The following is a 21,930-nucleotide window of genomic DNA, read 5'->3' as shown; positions in this document are numbered from 1 at the left end:
GTAATTGTTATATTTCCGTCATGAAAGGGTGTCATGTTTGTTTGCGAACAAAAACTGATTTATTTCGCTCACTTGTCCACAGTAATTCATTGATGTGAGCCATACGGATTTATTCAGGGGCCAATATGTTTAATAAAATCATTCGTAAGACATCGCTTGGTATTGCGCTGACATTGGCATTTAGTGCCAATGCGATGGCAGTGACTGAAATTCCTTTTTGGCATTCGATGGAAGGGGAGTTAGGTGTCGAGGTTAATTCATTAGCTGACCGATTTAACCAGTCCCATAGCGACTATAAAATCGTACCCGTATATAAAGGGAACTACGAACAGAGCCTGGCGGCAGGGATAGCAGCTTTTCGCTCGGGTAAAGCCCCCGCAATCTTGCAGGTGTATGAAGTGGGCACTGCCACCATGATGGCCAGCAAAGCGATTAAGCCAGTATTCCAAGTATTTAAAGATGCCAATATCAAATTTGATGAATCGGTGTTCGTGCCAACAGTCGCCGGTTATTACACCGATGCCAAGACTGGCCACTTATTATCTCAACCATTTAACAGTTCCACTCCCGTGTTGTATTACAACAAAGATGCCTTTAAGAAAGCAGGTTTGAACCCGGATCAACCACCAAAAACATGGCAGGAATTGGCGGCCGATACTGCAAAACTGCGCGCAGCGGGTTCAAGCTGTGGGTACGCCAGCGGCTGGCAGGGTTGGATTCAAATTGAAAACTTCAGTGCATGGCACGGTCAACCCATTGCCAGCCGGAATAATGGTTTTGATGGCACCGATGCGGTACTGGAATTCAATAAACCAGTACAGGTTAAGCATATCCAGTTGCTGTCAGATATGAATAAAAAAGGTGATTTCACCTATTTTGGCCGCAAAGATGAGTCAACGGCCAAGTTCTATAACGGTGATTGTGCCATTACTACGGCCTCTTCCGGTTCACTTGCTGATATCCGCCATTACGCCAAATTTAACTATGGCGTTGGCATGATGCCTTACGATGCTGACGAGAAAAATGCACCACAAAACGCCATTATCGGCGGTGCCAGTCTGTGGGTGATGGATGGCAAAGATAAAGACACTTACAAAGGTGTCGCTGAATTCCTGCAATACTTGGCTCAACCAGAAATTGCTGCCGAATGGCATCAGAAGACGGGGTACCTGCCAATCACGACGGCAGCCTATGAGCTGACCAAACAGCAAGGTTTCTATGATAAGAACCCAGGTGCTGACGTGGCGACTCGCCAGATGTTGAACAAACCACCATTGCCGTACACCAAAGGCTTGCGTCTGGGCAACATGCCACAGATCCGTACCGTGGTAGATGAAGAGCTGGAAGGGGTGTGGACCGGTAAGAAAACAGCTCAAGAAGCGTTGGATAGCGCCGTTAAACGTGGTGATGTGTTACTACGCCGCTTTGAACAAGCTAATCAATAAGGTTATTTGGCTACTCTACTTGCCAGTTTGGGTGCACTGTTCGCACCCAAACTGCCTGCGCCAATAACGCCAACCAATAGTGCTGTGCGGTATTAAATTAGGGCGTCACGTTTTCAATTAGCACGCTGGTGTAATCAATATCACGTCTGATAAACGGTTAATTTTATGTCATCTTCCCGTCCCGGTTTCTCCTGTAGTTGGTTGCCTTACCTGTTGGTATTGCCCCAACTGGCCATTACCGCTGTTTTCTTCCTGTGGCCTGCCGGTGAGGCGCTGTGGTACTCGGTACAAATGTTGGACCCTTTTGGTCTCTCCAATAAATTTGTCGGGCTGAGTAACTTTATTCAGCTTTTTCAGGATGAATACTATTTGGCTTCGTTTTATACCACGCTGATTTTTAGCTCGTTGGTGGCTGGTATTGGTTTGATTGTTTCGCTGTTTCTGGCCGCCATGGTGGATTACGTTCTGCGCGGCAGTCGTATCTATCAAACCTTAATGATTCTGCCGTATGCGGTGGCCCCTGCTGTCGCTGCTGTATTGTGGATTTTCCTGTTCAATCCGGGGCTGGGGTTGATAACACATTTCCTTGCCACATTGGGTTACAACTGGAACCACGCGCAAAACAGCGGGCAGGCCATGTTCTTGGTGGTGTTGGCTTCAGTATGGAAGCAAATCAGTTATAACTTCCTGTTTTTCCTTGCCGCGCTGCAATCCATTCCCCGCTCATTGGTTGAAGCCGCTGCTATTGACGGCGCCGGACCAGTACGCCGCTTCTTTAATCTGGTGCTGCCGCTGATTTCACCGGTCAGTTTCTTCCTGCTGGTGGTGAATCTGGTCTATGCCTTCTTCGATACTTTCCCCGTTATCGATGCGGCGACGGGCGGTGGGCCGATGCAAGCCACGACGACCCTGATTTATAAAATTTATCGCGAAGGCTTTGCTGGTCTGGACTTATCTAGCTCTGCCGCTCAGTCGGTGGTGCTGATGTTACTGGTGATTGGCCTGACGGTTATCCAGTTCCGTTTTGTTGAACGTAAGGTGCGTTACCAATGATTGAGAATCGTCGTGGGCTGGACATTTTTTGTCACGTCATGCTGATTATCGGCGTGTTACTGATCCTGTTCCCACTGTATGTGGCTTTTGTTGCCGCGTCGCTGGATGACACTCAAGTGTTTCAGGTACCGATGACCCTGATCCCCGGGCCCTATTTGTGGCAGAACATTAGCCACATCTGGCATGTCGGGGTGGGGAATAACAGTGCGCCTTTCGGGCTGATGCTGTTTAACAGTTTCGTGATGGCGTTTGCGATTACTGTTGGCAAAATCACCGTGTCGATGTTGTCTGCTTATGCCATCGTTTACTTTCGCTTCCCGCTACGTAACCTGTTTTTTTGGTTGATTTTCCTGACCCTGATGCTGCCGGTGGAAGTGCGTATTTTCCCAACAATTCAGGTGATTGCGAACCTGAATATGCTCGACAGTTATACCGGGTTGACCCTGCCGCTGATGGCGTCAGCCACCGCAACCTTCTTATTCCGCCAGTTCTTTATGACCCTGCCCGATGAGCTATTGGAAGCGGCGCGCATTGACGGTGCCGGGGCGATGCGCTTTTTTTGGGATATCGTATTGCCACTATCTAAAACCAATTTGGCCGCGCTGTTTGTGATCACTTTTATCTATGGTTGGAACCAATATCTTTGGCCAATTCTGATTACCAGCGATGCCTCTATGGGCACCGCGGTGGCTGGGATAAGGAGCATGATCTCTAGCTCAGGTGCGCCAACTCAATGGAATCAGGTGATGGCAGCGATGATCCTGACTTTAATTCCACCGGTCGCGGTGGTCCTTCTGATGCAGCGTTGGTTTGTACGCGGCCTGGTAGACAGTGAGAAGTAATCTGATATGGCATGTTTAAAACTTCAGGCAGTAACCAAATCTTATGACGGCGTCACGCCAGTGATTAAACAAATTGATTTAGATGTCGCCGACGGTGAATTCATCGTGATGGTTGGCCCCTCTGGCTGTGGTAAATCGACGCTGCTGCGTATGGTTGCTGGATTGGAGCGCACCACCAGTGGTGATATCTATATTGATAATCAGCGGGTTACCCATCTGGAACCCAAAGATCGTGGCATCGCGATGGTGTTTCAGAACTACGCGCTGTATCCCCACATGAGTGTGTTCGACAACATGGCTTATGGCCTGAAAATTCGTGGTTTTGGCAAAGAGCAGATCCGCCAGCGAGTGGATGAAGCCGCACGTATTCTGGAACTGCAACCGCTACTAAAACGTAAACCGCGTGAACTATCTGGCGGCCAGCGGCAGCGGGTGGCAATGGGGCGGGCCATTGTGCGTGAACCGGCGGTTTTCTTGTTTGATGAGCCACTTTCCAATCTGGATGCCAAACTGCGGGTGCAGATGCGCCTTGAGCTGCAACAGTTGCACCGCCGACTAAAAACCACCAGTCTATATGTGACCCATGATCAGGTTGAGGCGATGACATTGGCTCAGCGGGTGATTGTGATGAATAAAGGGGTTGCCGAACAAATTGGTACGCCAAGCGAGGTTTACCAACGGCCAGCGACACTGTTTGTGGCCAGTTTTATCGGCTCGCCTGCGATGAATTTGTTAGCCGGAACCGTCAGCCCGGATGGCGGCGGGTTTATTTTATCTGATGGCCTAACTCTGCCGTTGGAACAGCCTCGGCCACAATGGGCGGATCGGCGCTTGACCCTCGGCATTCGCCCGGAGCATATTCAGCAGGCAACTTCGGCGCAGGGTATACCGATGCCACTATTGACGCTGGAATTGTTGGGTGCAGATAATCTGGCACATGGTCAGTGGGGTGGACAGAGTGTTATTGCCCGCCTATCCCACGAGGAAATGCCTGCGGTGGGTAGTACATTACATTTATATTTACCGCCAACGGCGCTGCACTTTTTTGATTCAGATAGCGGACTACGGATGGAATCATGAGTAAAAACTGGCCTTACCCTTCGATCGTCGCTCACCGCGGTGGTGGTTCACTGGCACCGGAAAACACCTTAGCAGCCATTGATGTTGGCGCTCGTTATGGCCACAAGATGATTGAGTTTGACGTTAAATTATCGCACGACGGCCAGATATTTCTATTGCATGACGATACGCTGGAACGCACCAGTAATGGCTGGGGAGTTGCCGGTGATTTGTCATGGGAAAACCTTTTTCAGTTAGATGCCGGAGACTGGTATAGCACAGCATTTCGTGGTGAGCGCCTGCCTCTTTTATCCGAAGTGGCAGCTCGCTGTGCACAGCATGATATGGCCGCTAATATCGAGATTAAACCCACCACTGGCACTGAAATAGCCACTGGCCGAGCTATTGCACTGGCTGCCCGCTTGTTGTGGCAAGGTCAGGCGATACCGCCGTTATTGTCCTCTTTTTCGTTTGATGCATTAGCAGCAGCCCAACAGGCCGCACCTGAGCTGCCACGTGGTTTATTGTTGGATAAATGGGATGACAACTGGCAGGCGATGACCCGTCAGTTGGATTGTGTCTCTTTGCACATTAACCACAAACAGTTGACCGCGGAGCGAGTAGCGTTACTCAAAGCCGCCGGGCTGCGTATTTTGGTCTATACCGTCAACCAACCGGCGCGTGCGCAGGAATTGTTAAAGTGGGGCGTTGACTGTATCTGTACTGACCGTATAGATTTGATATGCCCTCGTTCTTGAAGCTACAGGGGTGTTAGCTTGCCGCCTACCTGTAACTCCAATGACTTTGATATAAATAAAACAGGAAACAGAGTAGGTCAGCCATTCTTACATTTACGGGCTGGTCTGGCCCGGCTTGACAGGAAGTGAACCATGCCCGCCTTTGTTATTTCGCTTTGGCACCAGATTGTGTTGTCTTCACCGTTATTTGTGCTGCTTGCGCTGGGTTACTGTTTGGTACGATTTGGTAAATGGCCCTCTACCATAACGGATGGCCTGACCCGCTTTGTTTTCTCCCTCGCATTGCCCGCTATGCTGTTTCGTATGATGTGCGATTTCTCTGAGCGCCCAGCGGTGGATGCACGCCTGCTGATTGCCTTTTTTGGTAGTTGTCTGGTGGTGTTTGTTATCGGGCGGATTGTTGCCAGCCGGATATTTCATCTGGATGGCGTGTCCGGTTCCGTTTTTGCCCTCGGCGGCATTTTCTCTAATAACGTGATGCTGGGCCTGCCTATTGCCACCATTATGTTGGGGGAGAAATCTATCCCAGCAGTGGCGCTGGTTTTGGTGTTTAACGGCCTGATCCTCTGGACATTAGTCACCATCTCGGTGGAGTGGGCGCGCAATGGCTCGCCAACACTGGAGGGCTTTGCGAAAACTGCCCGTAGCGTGCTGACTAACCCTCTGATTATAGGAATCATTTCTGGCACTTTATTCAGCCTGACTGGTCTGCAATTACCGCAGTTTATTGATCAACCTGTAACCATGTTAGGGCAGGTAGCACCGCCGTTGTCGCTGATTGTATTGGGAATGGGGCTGGCGGAATATCGCGTCACGGAAGGCTGGCAAATCAGCAGTGCGATCTGTTTTCTCAAATTGATTGTTCAGCCGATGGTGATTTGGGCATTGGCATGGGCGATGGGCCTGCCAACGCTGGAAACGCAGGTGGTGGTATTACTGGGGTCAATGGCTACCGGCGTGAATGTGTATCTGATGTCACGCCAGTTTAATGTACTGACTGGCCCCGCCGCCGCCAGTTTGGTGATGTCTACAGTGCTTGCCGCGGTCACAACACCGTTAATCCTGACCATTATTGGCGTGGGAATGTAACTCTTAGGTGATTATTGGAATAGTACCTGACATGAAGATAGTTCGACTGGGTTAAATACGAGCAGATGTAAACCTAGTTTGTGCAAAGTTGCGTTGTGGCTTCCGCTACAATTGCACTTTATCTTCTCAATGAGCCAAACTATCGTGTTGTTACTGGTCGTTACCACCATTTTATGGGCATTTTCATTTAGCCTGATTGGCGAATATCTGGCAGGACAGGTGGATAGTTGGTTCTCTGTGCTAATGCGGGTTGGGCTAGCCGCGCTGGTCTTTTTGCCGTTCTTGCGCTGGAAAAACATCCACTGGCGGGTGATCCTGCTGTACATGGCTGTGGGTTCAATTCAGTTAGGTATCATGTACTTGTTCAGCTTCCGTGCCTATCTCTACCTGACGGTACCGGAATTCTTGCTGTTCACGGTGATGACCCCGCTGTATGTCACTTTGATCTATGATTTACTGCGCCGCCAGCGCTTGCGCTGGGGCTATGCTCTGAGTGCGTTACTGGCAGTAGTCGGGGCGGCTATCATTCGCTACGACCATTTGAGCGAGCATTTTTGGTGGGGGTTGCTGCTGGTTCAGGCGGCAAACCTCTGTTTTGCCATCGGACAAGTGGGCTACAAACGCTTGATGGAAGTCCACCCGATCCCACAGCATGTGGCATTCTCATGGTTCTATATTGGTGCTTTCGCCGTCGCGGTTGTTGCCTGGTTTGCCTTTGGTAACCCACAAAAACTACCCACGACGCAATTGCAGTGGGGCGTGTTGGTGTGGCTGGGCATCGGGGCTTCTGCGTTAGGTTATTTCATGTGGAACTATGGCGCGACACAAGTCGATGCTGGCACCTTGGGGATCATGAATAACGTGCATGTTCCGGCTGGGCTGCTGGTGAATCTGGCGATTTGGCAAGAAAAGCCCCATTGGCCCAGTTTTATCATTGGGGCAATTGTGATAATGGCTTCGCTATGGGTACACCGGCATTGGGTCGCTCCGCATTCTTTACAAACGGCAGACTCTCGCAAGCGTGTTGCCGGGCCGAACGAATAAAAGCTTCAGTAACCGGTTGGCGCTGCTCTCCATCACGGACGGCCGCGTATAACCGGCTCCATAAACCATTTCCCAGTGTTTTAGTGACGACCAATCCCTGACGTTCGAAACTCTCTACCACCCAATGTGGTAGGGCGGCGATCCCCATGCGTGCTGACACCATTTGAATCAGTAGCAAAGTATTATCCACATTCTTCAGCGGCGGATTTACCCCCGCGGGTTGCAGGAAATGCCGCCAGACATCTAACCGTTGCCGCTGTACCGGATAAATCATTAACACTTCTTGCGCTAAATCTTCCGGCTCGATGCGGGCCTTATTGGCTAATGGGTGGTCTGGGGCCAGCACCAGACGCACCTCAAAATCAAACATTGGCGAATAGTGCAGACCACTGCGCGGCAAGATATCTGATGTCAGCACCAGATCCAGCTCCCCTTGCTGCAAGGCGGGTTGAGGATCGAAAGTCACGCCTGATTGGAAGTCCATCGCCACTTGCGGCCAGTTTTTGTGGAAGTTATCCAAGGCAGGTGCCAGCCACTGAATACAGCTATGGCATTCGATGGCGATGCGCAGCGCAGTTTGGTGCGGCTCATTGCAGGTTTGCAGTGCCTGTTTAATTTGTGGCAGCACTTGTTCTGCGAGTTGTAACAAGATCTCTCCCTGCGTAGTGAAACGTAGCGGCTGGCTTTTACGCACAAACAGACGGTAACCCAGACGTTGTTCCAGATCGCTGAATTGATGAGACAAGGCCGATTGGGTCTGATGAAGTTGCGTTGCCGCCGCCGCCAGCGAGCCGGTATTACGCAAAGCTTGCAGGGTGCGTAAGTGTTTCAGTTCGATCATGAGAGTCCTTCACAGTGACAGTGAACAAAATGCGCTTGTGGATTATACAGTACCTGCTGATTATGGATGTGTAAACATCTGGATGGCTAAATGGGAAATATGACGATGACAATTTTAAATCACACACTGGGTTTTCCGCGTGTAGGTCTGAAACGTGAACTGAAAAAAGCACAAGAAAGTTACTGGGCAGGCAACTCCACGCAAGAAGAACTGCTCAATGTGGGTCGTGAATTGCGCGCCCGCCATTGGCAACAGCAGCAGCAAGCAGGTATTGATTTGGTGTCGGTCGGTGACTTCGCGTGGTATGACCATGTATTGACCACCAGCCTGCTGTTGGGCAATGTCCCAGAGCGCCATCAAAATACGGATGGTTCTATTGATTTGGATACGCTCTTCCGTATTGGCCGTGGCCGTGCACCAACCGGTAAGCCTGCGGCAGCGGCGGAAATGACTAAATGGTTTAACACCAATTATCACTACATGGTGCCAGAGTTCCAACTAGGTCAGCAGTTCAAACTGGGCTGGACTCAACTGCTGGATGAGGTGGACGAAGCGCTGGCATTAGGTCACAAAATCAAACCAGTATTGTTGGGCCCGGTAACGTATCTGTGGCTGGGTAAAGTTAAAGGCGAGCAGTTTGACCGCCTCTCTCTGCTGCAAGATATCCTCCCGGTGTACCAACAAGTGCTGGCTGAATTAGCGAAACGTGGTATTGAGTGGGTACAGATTGACGAACCTGCATTGGTACTGGAGTTACCACCAGAGTGGCTGGACGCTTATCAGTCGGCTTATCAGGCGCTGGAAGGCAAGGTTAAATTGTTGCTGACCACCTATTTCGACAGCATCGGCCATAACCTTGACGTTATCCGTGAGTTACCAGTGCAAGGTCTGCATGTTGATGTGGTTGCAGGCAAAGATGATATTGCTGTTCTGGATGCAAAATTGCCAACAGGGTGGCTGCTCTCGCTGGGGGTGATTAATGGCCGTAACGTGTGGCGTGCAGACCTTAGCAACTGGTTCGAACGCCTGCAACCACAGGCTAATAGCCGCCAACTCTGGCTGGGTAGCTCTTGCTCCTTATTACACAGCCCGATTGATTTAAGTGAAGAAACACGTCTTGATGCAGAAGTGAAAAGCTGGTTTGCCTTTGCGCTGCAAAAATGCGCTGAATTGGCATTATTAACACAAGCGTTAAACACGCCGAGCGAAGCCAAATTGGCCGAGCTGGCAGCGTACAGTGCACCGATCCGTGCCCGTCAATCTTCCAGCCGTGTACATAATACGCAGGTGGAACAACGTCTGGCGGCCATTACTGCGCAGGATATTGAACGCCAACTGCCTTATGAAGGCCGAGCTGAAGCGCAGCGTAAGCGCTTTAACTTACCAGCCTGGCCAACCACCACTATCGGCTCATTCCCGCAAACCACCGAGATCCGTGGTCTGCGTCTGGACTTCAAGCAAGGCCGTTTGGATGGAAAAAACTACCGCACCGGTATCAGCGAACATATCAAGCAAGCCATTGCTGAACAAGAGCGTTTAGGTCTGGACGTACTGGTTCATGGCGAAGCAGAACGTAATGATATGGTTGAATATTTTGGCGAACATCTGGATGGATTCATTTTTACCCAAAATGGTTGGGTGCAGAGTTACGGTTCCCGTTGTGTTAAGCCGCCGGTCATTATTGGTGACATCAGCCGCCCGCAAGCTATCACGGTTGAATGGGCCAAATATGCTCAATCGCTGACGGACAAACCAGTAAAAGGCATGTTGACCGGCCCGGTCACTATCCTGTGTTGGTCATTCCCGCGCGAAGATGTCAGCCGTGAAACCATCGCCAAACAGATTGCTCTGTCGCTGCGTGATGAAGTGGAAGATCTGGAGAAAGCCGGGATTGGCATCATCCAGATTGATGAGCCTGCGCTACGTGAAGGCTTACCTCTGCGCCGTGCCGATTGGCAAGCGTATCTACAATGGGCCGTCGATGCCTTTAAACTGAATGCGGCTGTCGCGCAGAATGACACCCAGATTCACACTCATATGTGTTATTGCGAGTTTAATGACATCATGGATTCCATTGCTGCGCTGGATGCCGATGTGATTACCATCGAAACCTCTCGCTCCGATATGGAATTGCTCGAATCATTCGAAGATTTTGCTTATCCGAATGAAATTGGGCCCGGCGTTTATGATATTCACTCACCGAATGTGCCAAGTGTGGAGTGGATTGAAGCATTACTACGTAAAGCCGCTCAACGTATCCCGGCAGAACGTTTGTGGGTTAACCCGGATTGTGGTTTGAAAACCCGTGGTTGGCCAGAAACCCGTCAGGCACTGGCAAACATGGTACTGGCTGCGCAGCGTTTGCGTGCAGAACAGCTCTGATGCTATCTCGGTCTAATCGTTAAATTCTGGGCGCATCTCGCGCCCTTTTTATTGCCGTTATTTCACGTCTTCAGATATGGGATTGGCGGCAACACCATGTTGATCAAACCAATCGAGCATCCGTTGCCAGCCATCCAGTGCGGATTCGGCGTGATAACTTGGGCGGTAGTCAGCATTAAAGGCATGCCCAGCATCTGGATAAACAATGATTTCTGCATCGGCATTTGCTGCACGCAATGCCTGACGCATAGTATCGATATGTTCTTGCGTAATACTGCCATCTTTGCCGCCATACAACCCTAGCACCGGAGCATTGAGATCAACCGCGACATCAACTGGAGATTTGGGTAACAGTAAGGTTTTTTCACCGACCAGTTTGCCATACCAAGCCACTGCCGCTTTTAACTGTGGGTTATGGGCCGCATACAACCACGCAATCCGCCCACCCCAGCAAAATCCGGTAATGGCCAGTTTACTGGTATCCCCACCATGGCGTGATGCCCAATGCGCCGCATGATCAAGATCCACCATAACCTGACGGTCTGGCACTTTACCCACCAGATTTTTCACTAATGCATTGATGTCATCATATTCTTTGGCATCGCCTTGGCGGAAGAACAGCTCAGGTGCAATGGCCAGATAACCCTGTTTCGCTAGTCTGCGGCAGATATCCTGAATATGCTCATGTACGCCAAAGATTTCTTGCACGACAATAACCACCGGATATGGCCCGTTTTGCTGGGCCGGTTTGGCAATATAGGCCGGTAATTCATCGCCCTGAGACGGAATGGTGGTTTCTGTGCAGTGAATACCTTGTTGATCGGTATGGCGGGTCGTCGAGGCCAGTGGGCCTACCGCAGAGGTGAAACCGCCTGCCGCCTGCCTGGGAGTCATAAGTTGATCAGTTTTCACTGTGGTCTCCTTGCGATATGAGAAAAAATTACCGAGTTGAATTACCCATTACTCCCTGATTTTTGCTATTGCCGAGTTTAACTATAGGTAATCTTTGAGATTAATGAGATCAGGTTTTTTGTAATTATAATTTTTGGTGATTCATATCTTGAATTTTATAATTCAGACAAATAGTTGATAGAGTTTAGCAATCGATAGAAGTTAACAATCGATAGAAGTTAGCAATTGATAGCAGAATATTGGTCTATCATTCTTGCTTATAGAGAAATATACCTTTCGTACCTGGCGTTGCAGTGGTGTTAGCTGCAACTGTAATCAGCTTGGGTATAATTGTCATTTTTCGCCAGCTTGGTCTAAAAAATAGTCTTAATTGCCATTAAATGTGATTTTAATCACATTTAAAATGTATCGTGTAATTCATTTCTTTTGGCAAAGTGACTGTCATCACGAAATAAGGTGGCGATTTTGAGTAAAGTATTTCTTTGCACCCCCCTACAACATCTCTCATGAAAGAGGACTCTCACACATGGCTAAATCTGACGTTTTTCACTTGGGCCTGACTAAAAATGATCTGCAAGGGGCGACTCTGGCTATCGTTCCGGGTGATCCACAGCGTGTTGAGAAAATCGCTAAATTGATGGATAACCCAGTACATTTGGCCTCTCATCGTGAATTTACTTCGTGGCGCGCCGAATTGGATGGCAAAGCAGTGATCGTCTGCTCAACGGGTATCGGTGGCCCATCGACTTCTATTGCGGTTGAAGAGCTGGCACAGCTTGGTGTACGGACTTTCCTACGTATTGGTACCACTGGTGCTATTCAGCCACATATTAATGTTGGTGATGTGTTGGTTACCACCGCCGCTGTGCGTTTAGACGGAGCCAGCCTGCATTTTGCGCCGATGGAGTTCCCAGCAGTGGCTGACTTTACCTGCACCACTGCATTAGTTAATGCTGCCAAATCAGTGGGGGCGACTACTCATATTGGTGTGACCGCCTCTTCCGATACCTTCTATCCGGGGCAGGAGCGTTATGACACCTTCTCTGGCCGTGTTGTCAGCCGTTTTAAAGGCTCCATGGAAGAATGGCAATCTATGGGCGTGATGAATTATGAAATGGAATCTGCAACCTTGCTCACCATGTGTGCCAGCCAGGGCTTGCGCGCCGGCATGGTCGCAGGGGTAATTGTAAACCGCACCCAGCAAGAGATCCCAAACGAAGAAACTATGAAAGCGACTGAAAGTGACGCGGTGAAAATTGTGGTAGAAGCCGCTCGTCATTTGATCTAGGCCCGCCGTCTGAGCTAATAGCGACGATTGGCGAGTCAACAAACCGTCTATTATCGGGTCAGCTTTCTGGCCCGTTTTTTATTTCTCCGCTTTATCTGGTAAGGTCATCACTCTTATAAAAAACAATAATAAGAGGAAAATATGACGAAAACTGCTCTATCCCATCCCTCCCTAATCGCACTTGATGGCGGTATTAATTTTCGTGACCTTGGCGGTAATCAGGCTGCTGATGGGCGGCGTATCAAGCGCGGATTGCTATTCCGCTCAGGTTCACTCGACCGCTTAAGTACCCGAGATTGTGATTTCCTCAGTAGTGGCTCCGTCGCTCAAATTCTTGATTATCGCGATGCTGATGAAGTTCAGGCCAAACCCGATGTGGTATGGCACGGAGCCAGTTATCATAATATTCCAGCCAATCCGTTGAGCAGTGAAGTCAACGCCAATTTGGAAAAGCTGACTAACGAGACATTAGCGGCATTTGATGCCCGTGGTTTTATGTTAGAGCTTTATCGCCGGCTGCCTTTTAATAATCAAGCCTATAAACAACTGGTTGGATTGTTGCAAAATTGCGCATCTTCGGAGCATGCTGCTGCGGGTGTGGTACAACATTGTGCTGTCGGGAAAGACCGTACTGGTATTGGTTCTGCACTGGTGTTATTTGCCTTGGGTGCCGATGAATCGACGGTATTGGAAGATTATCTGTTGACTGAAACCACTCTGGCCCCTTTTCGTGAACATATGCTGGCAGAGTTGGCACTCAAACTGAATGACCAAGCGTTAGGACAATTCGCTTTTGTCTTATCGGCCAAAGAAGAGTTTATTCAAACGGCTCTGCGTAGCATTGAAGAGCGTTATAGTAGCCGTGAGCACTGGCTGCAACAGGAGTTTGGTCTTGGTAGCGCTGAGCGCGAAAAGTTACAGTCCTATTTTTTAGAGTAGTGGTTTATCTACCCGGAATATTTCTGATCTTTATGGTATTGAGTCACCACTGGGTGGCTCTTTTTAACCGCTTAATGATACAAACTACCGCTTAACCAGATCGCTGATATTTCTCTTAGGGCCCAGGCGTATGTTAACGCCTGACAAATTCCCTGGAGAGAATGCTCATGCAACATGCGATTACCTTTGTTATCGCTTCAGCGTGTATCCTTATGATCTGCTACCGTTTATACGGTATCTTTTTTGTTCGTAAGGTTTTGCGCGTCGATGACAGTGAAGTAACACCTTCCCACACCTTCGAAGATGGTAAAGATTACGTTCCAACTAAAAAATGGGTGAACTTTGGTAGCCACTTTGCGGCAATCGCTGCGGCTGGTCCATTGGTCGGCCCTGTGCTGGCAGCCCAATATGGTTATTTACCTGGTTTTCTGTGGTTGCTTATCGGTTGTGTGATCGGCGGCGCGGTTCACGATACGGTTGTTCTGTTTGCTTCCATGAAACATCAGGGGAAATCCCTGTCGGAAGTGGCAAAATCAGAGCTTGGCCCGGTTGCTGGCTGGTGTACCGGTCTGGCAATGTTGTTCATCATTACTATTACCATGGCCGGGTTGTCGATGGTGGTGGTACATGCACTGGAACGTAACCCTTGGGGTACTTTCGCCGTGTTCATGACAATCCCTATCGCTATCTGCGTTGGCTTATGGGAGCGCATGACTGGCAGCATGAAGGGCGCTTCTTATGTCGGTATCGCTGCTATCATGGTGTGCGTATTTGTCGGCCCTTATATTGAAGGAACCTGGCTGGGCGATTGGTTAATGCTGAAAGCGGATACCGTCAGTATCATTCTGCCAATGTATGCTTTCTTTGCGACCGCCCTCCCAGTGTGGATGCTATTAACCCCTCGTGGTTACCTTTCCAGCTTTATGAAGATCGGTGTATTCGGTGCGTTGATTGTTGGGGTTGTATTTATTAACCCTGAAATTCAATTCCCAGCATTGACCCAGTTTATTCATGGTGGAGGCCCGGTTCTGGCAGGCCCAGTCTGGCCGTTTATCTCTATTACCATTGCCTGTGGTGCCATTTCTGGTTTCCATGCCTTTATTGGCTCAGGGACAACACCAAAACAGATCGACAAATGGAGTGATATCTTACCCGTCGGCTTTGGTGCGATGCTGGCCGAATGTATGGTTGGGGTTATGGCCTTGATCGCGGCGACCTCCTTGCATCCTGCTGACTACTTTGCGATTAACTCTTCCGCTGAAGCCTGGAGTATGCTCGGTATGGAAGTGGTGAACCTGCCAAAACTGAGTCAGGAAATTGGCCTGGATCTCTATGGTCGTACCGGTGGTGCGGTAACCTTAGCTGTTGGTATGACGGATATCTTCATTCGTGTGCCATGGTTCAGCAGTCTGGCGGCTTACTTCTTCCAATTTGTTGTTATGTTTGAAGCGGTATTTATTCTGACTGCTGTTGACTCCGGCACGCGTGTTGCTCGTTACCTGCTGCAAGACTTCTTAGGTGATATTTGGGCACCACTGAAACGTACTGATTGGTTACCAGGTACATTGGCATGCAGTGTTATTGCCTGCGCACTGTGGGGTTACCTGCTTAACTCAGGTGATATCAACTCTGTCTGGGCGTTATTCGGCGTATCAAACCAATTAATGGCTTCTGTTGGTTTAATCATTGGTGCCACTATTATTCTGCGGTTGGCAACCAAACGTATTTACATGCTGACCTGTGTTATCCCACTGGCCTATCTGTTTGTAACCGTAAATTATGCTGGTTACTGGATGATCACTCACGTGTATTTCAACTCAGCAGCTAAGGGCTACAATCTGTTCAATGGCATCATCTCGATTATTATGATGACACTGGGCGTCATTATCCTGATATCAGCACTGAAAAAATGGCGTGAACTGTGGATCCGCCGCTCTGCTGAAATGGCTGGCAATAAAGTAGTGACGGCTAACGCCTGATATCTTTGATTCATTGCATTAACCTGCACTCTTTCTTACTTGAAGTTGCAGTGTGGCCAGTGGCTCCGGCTTAAACGAATCACTGACTTGAGTCAGATTATTAGGATTCGTTCGTTGGCAGCCTTGCTGTAACGGCAATGATCTTGAGTCTATAAACGGTCGGAATCTTCCGGCCGTTTATTTTTTGTTAAACAAAGATCACGACACATTGGGTATGCTAATAGCAACTATGTTGCTAACAGGAAAATGCATGTGACCCTGAATGATGTCATTACTATCATTATCGATTTTGTTCGTGAACACGAAGCATGGGCCATTCCTATCGTCTTTATCCTGGCTTTTGGTGAGTCGCTAGCTTTTCTTTCTTTACTGCTACCTGCAACGGTCATCTTGCTCGGATTGGGGGCGCTTATCGGTGAAAGTGGTATCTCTTTCTGGCCAATTTGGGCCGCTGCTGCGGCCGGTGCTTTCTTTGGCGATTGGCTCTCTTATTGGATTGGTGTCCATTACAAAGACCGAGTAGGCACTTTGTGGCCACTTTCCCGCAATCCTCAGTTACTCGTTCGTGGCCATGCATTCTTTGAGCGTTGGGGATTCTTTGGCGCGTTTATTGGCCGCTTCTTTGGCCCACTACGCGCAGTTGTTCCTTTGGTTGCCGGGATCTGTGCTATGCCAAAGTTCTATTTTCAGTTAGCCAACATCACTTCCGCTCTAATTTGGGCCTTCGGTATTCTGGCTCCGGGCGCGTTCGGCATTCAATGGCTATCTCACTGGATAGATTAAGTACGTAAGTGGCTCGCCGTTCGTCAATGGATAGCTGTTTTAACCTATTTTGGGTCGCAAGGTGAGCGTTTTTTGGACTGTGTGTTATTTATGCGCACAGCTTCGCAAGATAGCATGTAACGGAAAAACACTCTGGACATCCATACAGTATCCCCTTACCTTGACTGACAATAGGTTAATGGGGAGATAACCGTGGATATCAGTTTATTTTATGGGCTGGCAGGCTGCCTTATCGGTGGACTTATCGGTGGACTTATTGGTTGGCTAATTGCCAGCTTGTACCAGCAACGGAATAAAGCGCAACAGGATATAGAACGGCGATTACTAGAGCAGTCCTTACAGCAGGCGCAGCAGAATATTGTCGAGCTACAAACTGCTTTACAGCGCAATGAGCAGCAATTACGGCAAGATGAATTGGAACAACGTAGTTTGCACAGTCAATTGGCAGCAAATGCTGAAAAACTGCAACAGTTAGCTCATTGGCGTAATGAATGTGATCAACTCAATCAAGAACTCCGTGCTCAAAGAGAAGTTAATAGCGCCCAAGAGGCGGAACTGCGCGAAGTCACTATCCGTTTGGAAGAAACGCGTCTGACTGGCGAGGAAAAACAGCGACTCCTCATTAACAGTGAACAGCGGCTGACCACACAATTCGAAAATCTGGCGAACCGCATCTTTGAACAAACTGGCCGTCGTGCGGACGAACAAAATAAACAAAGTCTGGACCGCTTATTACTGCCTTTACGGGAACAGTTGGATGGTTTCCGCCGTCAGGTTCAGGATAGCTTTGGACAGGAAGCCAGAGAGCGCCACACGCTGACCCATGAAATACGCAGTCTGCAACAATTGAATGCTCAAATGGCGCGAGAAGCACTAAACCTGACTAAAGCACTGAAAGGTGATAATAAAACGCAGGGGAACTGGGGGGAAGTCGTTCTGGCTAAAGTGCTTGAAGCTTCTGGGCTGCGTGAAGGTTATGAGTATCAAACTCAGGTAAGTGTAAAGCTTGATAGCAACAGTCGTATGCAGCCAGATGTCATTGTGCGCTTACCACAGGGTAAAGATGTGGTGATTGACGCTAAAATGTCGTTGGTTGCATATGAGCGCTATTTTAATAGCGAAGATGACGCAGAGCGGGAAGTAGCACTCAATGAACATTTATCATCGCTACGCGCCCATATTAGAATGTTAGGCCGTAAGGATTACCAACAACTTCCAGGGTTGCGGTCGCTTGATTATGTATTGATGTTTATTCCGGTGGAACCTGCATTTCTGGTGGCCATTGATCGCCAGCCAGAGTTGATAAGTGAAGCACTACAGCACAATATTATGTTGGTTAGCCCGACAACATTGCTGGTGGCTTTGCGGACGATTACTAATTTATGGCGTTACGAGCATCAAAGCCAGAATGCACAGCGTATTGCCGATAGGGCAGCCAAACTCTATGACAAGTTGCGCTTATTTGTTGATGATATGGAGTCGTTGGGGCAAAGCCTCGATAAAGCGCACCTAAGTTATCGTCAGGCAATGAACAAACTGTCGCAAGGCCGTGGTAACCTGATTGGGCAAGTAGAAAGTTTTCGTACTCTGGGGGTCGAGGTAAAACGGCCTATTAGCCCATTACTGGCAGAAAGAGCCAGCGCTGAGCATCAACCAGAAGGCGATTTAGCGCTATCTGATGATGCTGAGTCAGAGACATATCCAAAGCAATCAGGATTGCAGTAAGGCAACATGAGTGGCACCGCTGAGTTAGCTTATAATCAGTGACGCGGATGAGAGCTGCTAATGCCGCTGTAGTTTTGTGTAAGAAGGATATAAATGATTCAGCACCGCTGAAGTATCAGGGTTAGTTGCATGGTCCTCTTCTGTATGATGTTGAGAATACTGCGAATAAGCAGTTACCTTAATACCAGGTGAGGTGGGGCTTTCATCGGAGTTCTGGTACACTTCCTCGAAAGATTGACTGAAAAGCAGGCACAGAAAATGGTAGATCAGGAGAAGGAAACCACTCATTTTGGTTTCCGCACCGTAGCCAAAGAACAGAAAGAAGGCATGGTGGCAGAAGTTTTTCATTCCGTAGCCGCCAAATACGATCTGATGAATGACCTGATGTCGTTCGGTGTTCACCGTATTTGGAAGCGTTTTACCATTGACTGTAGTGGTGTTCGGCGCGGTCAACGGGTATTAGATCTGGCGGGTGGCACCGGAGATTTAACGGCCAAGTTCTCTCGCCTTGTGGGTGAGCAGGGTGAAGTGGTTCTGGCTGATATCAATGAATCGATGTTGCGTATGGGTAGAGAAAAGCTACGTGACAAAGGTATTGTAGGTAATGTCAGTTATGTGCAGGCTAATGCTGAGGCTTTACCTTTCCCTGATAATTACTTTGATTGTATTACCATTTCATTTGGCCTGAGAAATGTAACCGAAAAAGAAAAAGCCTTACGCTCTATGTTTCGGGTATTAAAGCCCGGTGGTCGTTTGTTGGTTCTCGAATTCTCCAAACCACTTCTGGAACCTTTGAGCAAAGCCTACGATGCTTATTCCTTCCATATTTTGCCCAAGATTGGCGAACTTGTGGCCCAGGACTCTGAAAGTTACCGTTATTTAGCGGAGTCTATTCGGATGCACCCTGATCAAGAAACGCTGAAAGGCATGATGGTAGATGCTGGGTTTGAAAACGTAACCTATTCCAATTTAACCGGTGGCATTGTTGCGTTACATCGGGGCTTTAAGTTTTAACAGGAATATGGCTATGCCGCTAAAATCACTGATATCTAAAACCTTCTCACTGAAACCTATGTTGCTGTCGCAACTCATTACTGCTGCGATAGAAACATCATTAAACAGTGTGCTGTTTCGCGATAAAAGCATGAAGGCTGCACGTTTACGCTTGGTAGGGAAAGTCCTGCGGATCGAGTTACGTGAGATCAATTTTCCTTTGCTGCTGGTATTTAGTGAACGGCAGGTTGATGTGTTAAGTCAATGGGATGGTGATGCGGATTGCATAGTTAAAACGGAAGTTGCTGTGTTGGCAAAACTGCGGGATCGCCAGCAACTTTCACCTTTGATGCGTAGCGGTAAACTGATTGTTGAAGGCGATATACAAGTGGTTCAGCAAGTTGTCGCGCTTTTGGATCTTGCTGAGTGGGATCCGGCTGAGTGGCTGGCGCCCTACATCGGTGATATTGCCGCGGAAACCATCGGGCAGGTTGCGCATAAAAGTAGCTATTTTCTGAGTGGGCAATTGCAGCAGCAACAACACTATCTGGCTGAAGCAATAACCGAAGAATGGAAAGTGGCTCCAGCACCGCTGGAAGTGGTGTGGTTTAACGAAGAGGTTGATGCCACAGCCCGTGCAACTGAGGCATTGAATGCCAGATTGGCAACCATGGAGAAAAAATAATGACGCCAGGAGAACTTCGGCGCCTGTATCTAATTATTCGGGTTTTCTTGAGCTACGGGTTAGATGAGTTAATCCCGAATATCCGTTTGACGTTACCACTACGTATTGGCCGTCATCTGTTTTTCTGGTTGCCGAATCGACATAAAGATAAGCCATTGGGTGAGCGTTTACGCCTTGCCTTACAAGAATTAGGACCAGTCTGGATCAAATTTGGTCAGATGATGTCCACTCGCCGTGATCTCTTCCCACCGGAAATTGCCGATCAACTTGCCCTATTACAAGACCGGGTTGCTTCATTTGATGGCGCACTCGCACGAAAGTATATTGAAATAGCAATGGGTGGGCCATTAGAAACCTGGTTTGACGATTTTGATCAGCAAGCTTTAGCTTCCGCTTCAATTGCTCAGGTACATACGGCGCGTTTAAAAGAGAACGGTCAGGAAGTGGTCCTAAAAGTGATTCGCCCTGATATCTTGCCGATTATCAAAGCAGATGTGCGCTTGATGTACCGGCTGGCTGGCTGGGTACCTAAGTTGTTGCCTGATGGACGTAGATTACGACCACGCGAAGTGGTGCGTGAATACGAAAAAACCCTGCTTGATGAGCTGAACCTGCTGCGTGAGGCAGCTAATGCTATTCAATTACGTCGTAATTTTGAAGACAGCCCAATGCTTTATATTCCCGAAGTCTATTCCGATTATTGCCGGGAAAGTGTATTGGTGATGGAGCGTATTTACGGCATTCCGGTATCTGATATTACGGCTTTAGAAAGCCAAGGTACCAATATGAAGTTGCTGGCCGAACGTGGGGTTCAAGTCTTCTTCACCCAAGTTTTTCGTGACAGTTTTTTCCATGCAGATATGCATCCGGGGAATATTTTTGTCAGCTATGAGCATCCTCATGATCCACTTTACATCGGTATTGACTGCGGTATTGTAGGCTCACTGAACAAAGCAGATAAGCGCTATCTGGCTGAAAACTTTATTGCTTTCTTTAATAGGGATTATCGGCGGGTTGCGGAACTGCATGTTGATTCAGGCTGGGTTCCCCGTGATACCAATGTTGAGGATTTTGAGTTCGCTATTCGCACCGTTTGTGAACCCATTTTTGAAAAACCACTGGCCGAAATATCGTTTGGACATGTGTTGTTGAATCTCTTTAACACTGCGCGCCGCTTTAATATGGAAGTGCAGCCACAGTTGGTTCTGCTACAAAAAACCTTATTGTATGTCGAAGGCTTGGGTCGTCAGTTATATCCTCAGCTTGATCTCTGGACAACAGCGAAACCGTTCCTGGAAAGCTGGCTACGGGATCAAGTCGGTCTGCCTGCTGTTATCCGGGCATTGAAAGAAAAGGCGCCTTTTTGGGCAGAAAAATTCCCTGAGTTGCCGGAATTGGTTTACGACAGCTTGCAGCAACATAAATTATTACAGCAAAGTGTTGATAAACTAACCACCCAGATGCAAGGTCAGCAACAACGTCAGGGTCAGTCACGGTATTTGTTCGGTGTTGGCGCTACACTATTAGTCAGTGGTACCATTTTATTTTTGGCGGATGCGGTAGAAATCTCTACGGGGTGTATTATCGCAGGCGTATTGGCTTGGTTTATCGGTTGGCGACGAACCAGTTAATTTGTTTATTGCTAAGAGTGCCGGTTAATGGGCGAGAGCATAGCTTGGGCGTTATGTATGAGTGTTATGTAAAAGTTGTTCAAGAAGTCATTCATCAGTTAAAAACGCTATGCGCGAGTTCAAAATGCGGTAAGTTAGATTAGTATCCAAAGAGGCAGTATGACGTATAATGCGGCCCTCTGTGGAATAACCCCTGTAATATAGAGGTGAATGTGATGGGCGGTATAAGTATTTGGCAGTTGTTAATCATTGCCGTGATTGTCGTTCTGCTGTTTGGCACTAACAAACTGCGGACTTTAGGGTCAGACTTGGGTGCATCCATCAAAGGCTTTAAAAAGGCAATTGGTGATGATCCACAGACTCCTCCAACTAACACTGATAAAACCAGCAATGATGCTGATTTTGCAAAATCGATTACTGAAAAACAGCAGCCGGTAGTTAAAGCTGAAGAGTCTAAGAGTCACGACAAAGAGCAGGGATAA

Annotated in this window: 19 protein-coding genes; 17 read left to right on the top strand and 2 right to left on the bottom strand. The window is 48.4% G+C overall.

Annotated elements, in window-relative coordinates:
* The first annotated feature begins 125 nt into the window (after positions 1 to 125).
* From ugpB to V1952_RS04365, 7 genes are all read left to right on the top strand, one after another.
* A complete protein-coding gene (ugpB, locus tag V1952_RS04395; RefSeq protein ID WP_372560043.1) occupies positions 126 to 1,445 on the top strand; it encodes a sn-glycerol-3-phosphate ABC transporter substrate-binding protein UgpB in 1,320 nt (439 codons plus the stop codon).
* A gap of 165 nt (positions 1,446 to 1,610) precedes the next feature.
* Entirely contained in the window at positions 1,611 to 2,498 is an 888-nt protein-coding gene (gene ugpA, locus V1952_RS04390; RefSeq protein WP_372560042.1) for a sn-glycerol-3-phosphate ABC transporter permease UgpA, read from the top strand.
* Positions 2,495 to 3,340 (top strand): sn-glycerol-3-phosphate ABC transporter permease UgpE, encoded by an 846-nt coding sequence (gene ugpE / locus V1952_RS04385; RefSeq protein ID WP_420071169.1) that lies wholly within the window; start codon positions 2,495 to 2,497, stop codon positions 3,338 to 3,340. The genes ugpA and ugpE overlap by 4 nt, the downstream gene beginning before the upstream one ends.
* Before the next feature lie 6 nt (positions 3,341 to 3,346).
* Positions 3,347 to 4,420, top strand: a complete 1,074-nt coding sequence (locus V1952_RS04380; protein WP_372560040.1) for a sn-glycerol-3-phosphate import ATP-binding protein UgpC — start codon at positions 3,347 to 3,349, stop codon at positions 4,418 to 4,420.
* Positions 4,417 to 5,157, top strand: coding sequence for a glycerophosphodiester phosphodiesterase (gene ugpQ / locus V1952_RS04375; protein WP_372560039.1), 741 nt, complete (start codon positions 4,417 to 4,419; stop codon positions 5,155 to 5,157). The genes V1952_RS04380 and ugpQ overlap by 4 nt, the downstream gene beginning before the upstream one ends.
* Positions 5,158 to 5,289: 132 nt before the next feature.
* Positions 5,290 to 6,246, top strand: coding sequence for an AEC family transporter (locus tag V1952_RS04370; RefSeq protein ID WP_372560038.1), 957 nt, complete (start codon positions 5,290 to 5,292; stop codon positions 6,244 to 6,246).
* A 144-nt stretch (positions 6,247 to 6,390) separates the two neighbouring features.
* Complete coding sequence (locus V1952_RS04365; protein ID WP_420074358.1) at positions 6,391 to 7,290, top strand: carboxylate/amino acid/amine transporter; 900 nt, start codon at positions 6,391 to 6,393, stop codon at positions 7,288 to 7,290.
* Here V1952_RS04365 and metR read toward each other — a convergent pair.
* Positions 7,178 to 8,131 carry an HTH-type transcriptional regulator MetR gene (metR, locus tag V1952_RS04360; RefSeq protein WP_372560037.1) on the bottom strand — a complete coding sequence of 318 codons (954 nt, stop codon included), beginning with the start codon at positions 8,129 to 8,131 and terminating at the stop codon, positions 7,178 to 7,180. The two genes, V1952_RS04365 and metR, sit on opposite strands and share 113 nt — an antisense overlap.
* Before the next feature lie 105 nt (positions 8,132 to 8,236).
* Here metR and metE point away from each other — a divergent pair, with 105 nt between their 5' ends.
* Positions 8,237 to 10,513: a 5-methyltetrahydropteroyltriglutamate--homocysteine S-methyltransferase gene (metE, locus tag V1952_RS04355; protein ID WP_420074357.1), complete on the top strand. Its 2,277-nt coding sequence runs from the start codon at positions 8,237 to 8,239 to the stop codon at positions 10,511 to 10,513.
* Between the two features lie 57 nt (positions 10,514 to 10,570).
* Here the strand turns inward: metE and V1952_RS04350 are convergent, their stop codons facing one another.
* Positions 10,571 to 11,425 carry a dienelactone hydrolase family protein gene (locus tag V1952_RS04350; RefSeq protein ID WP_372560035.1) on the bottom strand — a complete coding sequence of 285 codons (855 nt, stop codon included), beginning with the start codon at positions 11,423 to 11,425 and terminating at the stop codon, positions 10,571 to 10,573.
* A 526-nt stretch (positions 11,426 to 11,951) separates the two neighbouring features.
* Between V1952_RS04350 and udp the strand changes: the two genes are divergently transcribed.
* The 9 genes from udp to tatA all read left to right on the top strand — a co-directional run bounded on the left by udp (position 11,952) and on the right by tatA (position 21,930).
* The gene (udp, locus tag V1952_RS04345) at positions 11,952 to 12,713 is read left to right on the top strand and encodes a uridine phosphorylase (protein WP_005187884.1); all 762 of its coding nucleotides are present in this window, start codon (positions 11,952 to 11,954) and stop codon (positions 12,711 to 12,713) included.
* Positions 12,714 to 12,854: 141 nt separating this feature from the next.
* The gene (locus V1952_RS04340) at positions 12,855 to 13,652 is read left to right on the top strand and encodes a tyrosine-protein phosphatase (protein WP_420071164.1); all 798 of its coding nucleotides are present in this window, start codon (positions 12,855 to 12,857) and stop codon (positions 13,650 to 13,652) included.
* A gap of 167 nt (positions 13,653 to 13,819) precedes the next feature.
* The gene (locus V1952_RS04335; protein WP_372560033.1) at positions 13,820 to 15,631 is read left to right on the top strand and encodes a carbon starvation protein A; all 1,812 of its coding nucleotides are present in this window, start codon (positions 13,820 to 13,822) and stop codon (positions 15,629 to 15,631) included.
* Positions 15,632 to 15,883: 252 nt separating this feature from the next.
* Positions 15,884 to 16,414: a DedA family protein gene (locus V1952_RS04330; protein ID WP_372560032.1), complete on the top strand. Its 531-nt coding sequence runs from the start codon at positions 15,884 to 15,886 to the stop codon at positions 16,412 to 16,414.
* Between the two features lie 192 nt (positions 16,415 to 16,606).
* Positions 16,607 to 18,139, top strand: a complete 1,533-nt coding sequence (gene rmuC, locus V1952_RS04325; protein WP_420074356.1) for a DNA recombination protein RmuC — start codon at positions 16,607 to 16,609, stop codon at positions 18,137 to 18,139.
* Positions 18,140 to 18,397: 258 nt separating this feature from the next.
* A complete protein-coding gene (gene ubiE / locus V1952_RS04320; RefSeq protein ID WP_083162004.1) occupies positions 18,398 to 19,153 on the top strand; it encodes a bifunctional demethylmenaquinone methyltransferase/2-methoxy-6-polyprenyl-1,4-benzoquinol methylase UbiE in 756 nt (251 codons plus the stop codon).
* 13 nt (positions 19,154 to 19,166) lie between these two features.
* Positions 19,167 to 19,817, top strand: a complete 651-nt coding sequence (gene ubiJ / locus V1952_RS04315; RefSeq protein WP_372560030.1) for a ubiquinone biosynthesis protein UbiJ — start codon at positions 19,167 to 19,169, stop codon at positions 19,815 to 19,817.
* A complete protein-coding gene (gene ubiB / locus V1952_RS04310; protein WP_372560029.1) occupies positions 19,817 to 21,448 on the top strand; it encodes a ubiquinone biosynthesis regulatory protein kinase UbiB in 1,632 nt (543 codons plus the stop codon). The genes ubiJ and ubiB overlap by 1 nt, the downstream gene beginning before the upstream one ends.
* 215 nt (positions 21,449 to 21,663) lie before the next feature.
* Complete coding sequence (gene tatA, locus V1952_RS04305) at positions 21,664 to 21,930, top strand: Sec-independent protein translocase subunit TatA (RefSeq protein ID WP_083162010.1); 267 nt, start codon at positions 21,664 to 21,666, stop codon at positions 21,928 to 21,930.

Origin of the sequence: Yersinia sp. 2542 StPb PI, from assembly GCF_048593855.1 — a bacterium.
Taxonomy (GTDB): Bacteria; Pseudomonadota; Gammaproteobacteria; order Enterobacterales; family Enterobacteriaceae; genus Yersinia; species Yersinia enterocolitica_E.
The sequence above is the reverse complement of the archived record's forward strand: the minus strand, read 5'-3'. Positions and strand labels throughout refer to the sequence as shown.